Annotated in this window: 6 protein-coding genes; 4 read left to right on the top strand and 2 right to left on the bottom strand. The window is 70.4% G+C overall.

The window, feature by feature from the left end:
• Nucleotides 1-25: 25 nt before the first annotated feature.
• Entirely contained in the window at nt 26-259 is a 234-nt protein-coding gene (locus ABT116_RS39060) for a hypothetical protein (RefSeq protein WP_031105401.1), read from the bottom strand.
• Nucleotides 260-317: 58 nt separating this feature from the next.
• On the opposite strand from ABT116_RS39060, the gene map reads away from it, so the two are divergent.
• Nucleotides 318-1,175, top strand: coding sequence for a type I methionyl aminopeptidase (gene map / locus ABT116_RS39055; RefSeq protein WP_351644392.1), 858 nt, complete (start codon nt 318-320; stop codon nt 1,173-1,175).
• 103 nt (nt 1,176-1,278) lie between these two features.
• Entirely contained in the window at nt 1,279-1,926 is a 648-nt protein-coding gene (locus ABT116_RS39050; protein WP_351644389.1) for a biliverdin-producing heme oxygenase, read from the top strand.
• Nucleotides 1,927-1,991: 65 nt separating this feature from the next.
• On the opposite strand, the gene ABT116_RS39045 is transcribed toward ABT116_RS39050, so the two are convergent.
• Nucleotides 1,992-2,636: a PhzF family phenazine biosynthesis protein gene (locus ABT116_RS39045; protein ID WP_344457450.1), complete on the bottom strand. Its 645-nt coding sequence runs from the start codon at nt 2,634-2,636 to the stop codon at nt 1,992-1,994.
• Between the two features lie 384 nt (nt 2,637-3,020).
• Here ABT116_RS39045 and efeO point away from each other — a divergent pair, with 384 nt between their 5' ends.
• Together efeO and efeB are read left to right on the top strand one after the other, a co-directional pair.
• Nucleotides 3,021-4,169 (top strand): iron uptake system protein EfeO, encoded by a 1,149-nt coding sequence (gene efeO / locus ABT116_RS39040; protein WP_351644385.1) that lies wholly within the window; start codon nt 3,021-3,023, stop codon nt 4,167-4,169.
• Nucleotides 4,170-4,171: 2 nt separating this feature from the next.
• A partial coding sequence (gene efeB, locus ABT116_RS39035; protein WP_351644382.1) for an iron uptake transporter deferrochelatase/peroxidase subunit occupies nt 4,172-5,338 on the top strand: 1,167 nt, incomplete at its 3' end.

The following is a 5,338-nucleotide window of genomic DNA, read 5'->3' as shown; positions in this document are numbered from 1 at the left end:
GCCGCGGCCCCGGGCGTCGGTGGGATCAGCTCTCGTCGTCCCGGCTGCCCGCCGGTGCGTCGTGCCACTTGGGGTCGTTCTCCCACTGGAGGTTGCGCTCACGGGCGGTCGCCATCGCGTGTTCGGCCTCCGTGCGGGAGGCGTACGGCCCGAACCGGTCCTTGTTGGGGCATTCCGGCCCCTCCTCGACCTTCTTGTGCTCCAGGCAGTAGTACCACTCACCCGGCTTGCCGACCGTCCGCTTCTTGAACAGGGCCATGACCAGCTCCTCTCGCCATCGTCATGTTCCCCCATGGCCGCTGGTTAGACTCGCTGGCATGTCTGGCCAGTCGCTGCTCGTCCCGGGGGAGCTGTCCCCCATCCGTTCCGTGCCCGGAAACATCCGTCGCCCCGAGTACGTCGGCAAGCCCGCGCCGACGCCGTACACCGGACCGGAGGTGCAGACGCCCGAGACGATCGAGGCGATGCGCGTGGCCGGCCGGATCGCGGCCCGGGCGATGGCCGAGGCCGCGAAGCTGATCGCGCCCGGGGTGACCACGGACGAGCTGGACAAGGCGGCGCACGAGTACATGTGCGACCACGGCGCCTACCCCTCGACGCTGGGCTACCGCGGTTTCCCCAAGTCGCTGTGCACGAGCGTCAACGAGGTCATCTGCCACGGCATCCCGGACTCGACGGTCCTGCGCGACGGTGACATCGTCAACCTCGACGTGACGGCGTACATCGGCGGTGTGCACGGCGACAACAACGCCACCTACCTGGTGGGCGACGTCGACGAGGAGTCGCGGCTGCTGGTCGAGCGGACCCGGGAGTCGCTGGAGCGGGCGATCAAGGCGGTCAAGCCGGGCCGGCAGATCAACATCATCGGCCGGGTCATCGAGTCGTACGCCAAGCGCTTCGGCTACGGGGTGGTCCGGGACTTCACCGGGCACGGCATCAACTCGTCGTTCCACTCGGGCCTGATCATCCCGCACTACGACAGCCCGCACGCGACGACCGTCATCCAGCCCGGCATGACGTTCACGATCGAGCCGATGCTGACGCTCGGCACGCACGAGTACGACATGTGGGACGACGGCTGGACGGTCGTGACGAAGGACCGGAGGCGGACGGCCCAGTTCGAGCACACGCTGGTGGTGACGGACTCGGGCGCGGAGATCCTCACGCTGCCGTAGCCCCCATCCGCACATCCCCGCACGGCCCGCTCTCCCGCAGAGAGCGGGCCGTTCCTTTTCTGCCGGGGGTTTTTACCGACACCACGTCGGGAAAAGTGTGCGCATGGAATCCTTCTCGACGCTCCTTCGGACGGCTTCCCGCGAGCAGCACGAGGAGGTCAGGGGCTCGACCTTCATCGGCGATCTGCTGGGACGCAAGCTCGGGGTGGACGCGTTCGCGCGCTACACGGAGCAGCTGTGGTTCGTGTACGGAGCGCTGGAGTCCGGCGCCCGGCGGCTGGCCGCGGACCCGGTGGCCGGCCCCTTCGTCCGTCCGGAGCTGTTCCGCATGACGGCACTGGAGCAGGACCTGGAGCATCTGCGCGGCCCCGGCTGGCGGACGACGGTCAGCGCGCTGCCGGCCACCCTGGAGTACGCGGAGCGGATCAGCGCATGCGCCCGCGCCTGGCCGGCCGGTTACGTCGCCCACCACTACACCCGCTACATGGGCGACCTCTCCGGCGGGCAGATCATCCGCGACACGGCCGAGAAGACGTGGGGTTTCCCGAGGAAGGGCGACGGGGTGCGCTTCTACGTCTTCGAGGAGATCTCCAACCCGGCCGCCTTCAAGCGGAGTTACTGCGAGCTGCTGGACGGGCTGCCCGGTGACGAGCTGGAGCGGCAACGGGTCGTGGCCGAGTGCAAGCGGGCGTACGGGCTGAACAACGGGATGTTCGAGGCGCTGGGTGCGGAGTTCCCGCTCACGGCGTGAACGGGCGGGGCCCCCCGCGCGCGGCGATGGGGCCCGCCCCCCCGTAGGGAGGCGCTCCGTCCGGGTCAGCGTTCGAGGTGGACCCGCCCGCCGACCTCGGTCCATCCGCCCGGCTGGGGCGCGGTGAGGATCTGGGAGCCCGCGCCCTGGGTGATGTTGAGGGCCCGGCCCAGCCGGTCGGTGAGCAGCAGGGCCGCGGCCCCGGTCGCCTCGTCCTCGTCGATGCCGTCGCCCCGCCCGGGGAAGGCCCGGGCCCTGATCCGTCCGGCCGGCTCGTCTTCCCACGCCCAGGCGTACACCCACTCCCCCGGCGGCGGCACGGCCAGGTCGTCGACCTCGGCGGCGCTGCCGTACTGCCGCAGCGTCCGCGGCGGCGCCCACTCCGCCCGGGCCTCGATCCAGCAGAACTCCCCGTCCTGCCGGGCCCCGACCACTCCGGCGGGCGTCACCAGTTCGGGCACGTCGAGCAGCCATGCCGTCCCGACACAGGGATGTCCGGCGAAGGGCAGCCGCAGGGTGGGCGTGTAGATGTCGATCACCCCGCGCTCGGGGTCGTCGACGAACACGGTCTCGCTGAACCCGACTTTCGCCGCGAACGCCTGCCGCTCGTCCCGCTCCGGCATCACGGAACCCTCGCGCACGACCCCGAGTTCGTTGCCGTACCCACCGTTCGGCCCGCAGAAGACGCGGAGCACGTCGTAGTCAGTCACGAGGGGAATTCAAACATCGCCCGGTCGGCCAGGTCGTCCCAGGCGGCCGGTACCGCCGGGCAGGGACCAGACCACGATCCGGCCCGACTCTGCCTCAGCAGCAGCCGGCCGCCGTCGGCATGGCCGGCGCATGCCATGGTCAAGGGTGCACGCCGGGGACATGGGGGCGGGGTGGTGTGTGGGCTGGGCTCGCCGCCACCGGTGCGCACCGGACCTCGCTTCCGTGCGCCGGGGCGTGTCGGGGCAGGCCGGGGGCCCATCGCGGGCCGAATCGCGACCTTTGACCTTCCCTTGACCCAAACATGGGGGCGACTTTGAGCCACTTAGGTAATCCTTATGTGCTGCCCTTAGGTGAGCCTCACCTTCCTCTCTCCTGGAGCCCACATGCGACCCGCCCGTCCCGCTTCCGTCGTCATCGCCGCCGCGGCGGCCCTGGCCGCCGTCACCGGCTGCACCGAGAAGAGCGACGCGAAGGGCGGCGACCGCGTGATCAACGTGACGGCGACCGACGACAAGTGCCAGGTGTCGAAGAAGGAGTTCCCGGCCGGGCACGTCGAGCTGGCCGTCGAGAACAAGGGCTCCAAGGTCACCGAGGTCTACGTCCTCTTCCCCGACGACCGCGTGGTCACCGAGCGGGAGAACATAGGCCCCGGCACCAAGCAGCGGGTCACCGCCGAGGTGAAGGCCGGTGACTACCAGATCGCCTGCAAGCCCGGCATGAAGGGCGACGGCATCCGCCAGGCCGTCAAGGCCACCGGCGGCAAGGCCGTCAAGCGCGACCCGCGCCTGGACAAGGCCGTGGCGGCCTACCGCGCCTACGCGCAAGCGCAGGCCGACGAGACGCTGCCGAAGGCCGAGGCGTTCGCCAAGGCCGTCAAGGACGGCGACATCGAGGCGGCCAAGAAGGCCTACGCCCCCTCCCGCATCGGCTGGGAGCGCACCGAGCCGGTCGCCGAGTCGTTCGGCGACATCGACCCCAAGGTCGACGTCCGCGAGGACGGCCTGGAGGACGGCCAGGACCCCGCCACCGACTGGACCGGCTGGCACCGTCTGGAGAAGGCCCTCTGGCAGGACAAGAAGATCGGCGACCGCGAGAAGGACCTCGCCGACCTCCTGATCAAGGACCTGAAGGACTGGCAGAACCGGGTAGGCAAGGCCGAGATCACCCCCACCTCCATGGCCAACGGCGCCAAGGAACTCCTCGACGAGGTCGCCACCGGCAAGGTCACCGGCGAGGAGGAGCGCTACTCGCACACCGACCTGGTCGACTTCAAGGCGAACGTCGAAGGCGCGCAGAAGTCGTACGACCTGCTGAAGCCGGTCGCCAAGGAGAACGACGCCGCTCTCGTCACCGAACTCGACGAGCAGTTCGCGGCCCTGGACAAGCTGCTGGACCAGTACCGCCCGAGCACGACGTCGTACGACTTCACCTCCTACGACAAGGTCGGCAAGGCCGACCGCAAGGAGCTCTCGGACGCGGTCAACGCCCTGGCGGAGCCGCTGTCGAAGCTCGCCGCGGCCGTGGTGAAGTAGCGATGACGGACACCGGCTCCCCCTCTCCCAGCCGCCGTTCCCTGCTCGGCTGGGGCGGCGCGGGCCTGGCGCTCGGCGCGGCCGCGGCGGGCGGCGCGGTGGCGATGGCCCGCACCGAGGACGACGCCGAGCCGGCCGGTGCGGCGATCGCCTTCCACGGCGCGCACCAGGCGGGCATCGCCACCCCGGTCCAGGACCGCCTGCACTTCGCCGCGTTCGACGTGACGACCGACGACCGTGAGGCCTTCGTCCACCTGCTGAAGGACTGGACGGAGGCGGCCCGGCGCATGACGGCCGGGCAGGCGGTCGGCGAGGGCGCCTACGGCGGCCTGGCCGAGGCACCCCCCGACGACACCGGCGAGGCACTCGGCCTCAAGCCCTCCCGCCTGACCCTCACCATCGGCTTCGGCCCGTCCCTGTTCGAGAAGTTCGACCTCACGGACCGCCGCCCGGAGGCCCTGGTCGATCTGCCGAAGTTCGCGGGCGACAACCTCGACAAGAACCGCAGCGGCGGCGACCTGTGCATCCAGGCCTGCGCCGACGACCCACAGGTCGCGGTCCACGCCGTGCGCAACCTGGCCCGCATCGGCTTCGGCAAGGTCGTCATCCGCTGGTCGCAACTCGGCTTCGGCAAGACCTCCTCCACCACGCCCGAGGCTCAGACCCCGCGCAACCTCATGGGCTTCAAGGACGGCACCCGCAACATAGCGGGCACGGAGACGGACCGCCTGAAGAAGTTCGTCTGGGTGGACGGCAAAGACGGCCCGCCCTGGATGGAGGGCGGCTCCTACCTGGTCGCCCGCCGCATCCGCATGCACATCGAGACCTGGGACCGCACCTCGCTGCAGGAGCAGGAGGACATCTTCGGCCGCGACAAGGGCGAGGGCGCCCCGGTCGGCAAGGCCAAGGAGCGTGACGAGCCGTTCCTGAAGGCGATGAAGCCCGACGCGCACGTCCGGCTCGCGCACCCCGACACCAACCACGGGGCGACGATCCTGCGCCGCGGCTACTCCTTCACCGACGGCACGGACGGCCTCGGCCGCCTGGACGCGGGCCTGTTCTTCCTGGCCTTCCAGCGGGACGTCCGCGAGGGCTTCATCCCCATCCAGCGCAGTCTGGCCACGGACGCGCTCAACGAGTACATCCAGCACGTGGGTTCGGCGCTCTTC

The organism is Streptomyces sp. NPDC002130, from assembly GCF_040296465.1.
Taxonomy (GTDB): domain Bacteria; phylum Actinomycetota; class Actinomycetes; order Streptomycetales; family Streptomycetaceae; genus Streptomyces.
The sequence above is the reverse complement of the archived record's forward strand: the minus strand, read 5'-3'. Positions and strand labels throughout refer to the sequence as shown.

Coding starts and splice junctions, on each gene's coding strand:
- efeO (WP_351644385.1), top strand. CDS start 3,021: ATGCGACCCGCCCGTCCCGCTTCCGTCGTCATCGCCGCCGCGGCGGCC.
- map (WP_351644392.1), top strand. CDS start 318: ATGTCTGGCCAGTCGCTGCTCGTCCCGGGGGAGCTGTCCCCCATCCGT.
- ABT116_RS39060 (WP_031105401.1), bottom strand. CDS start 259: ATGGCCCTGTTCAAGAAGCGGACGGTCGGCAAGCCGGGTGAGTGGTAC.
- ABT116_RS39050 (WP_351644389.1), top strand. CDS start 1,279: ATGGAATCCTTCTCGACGCTCCTTCGGACGGCTTCCCGCGAGCAGCAC.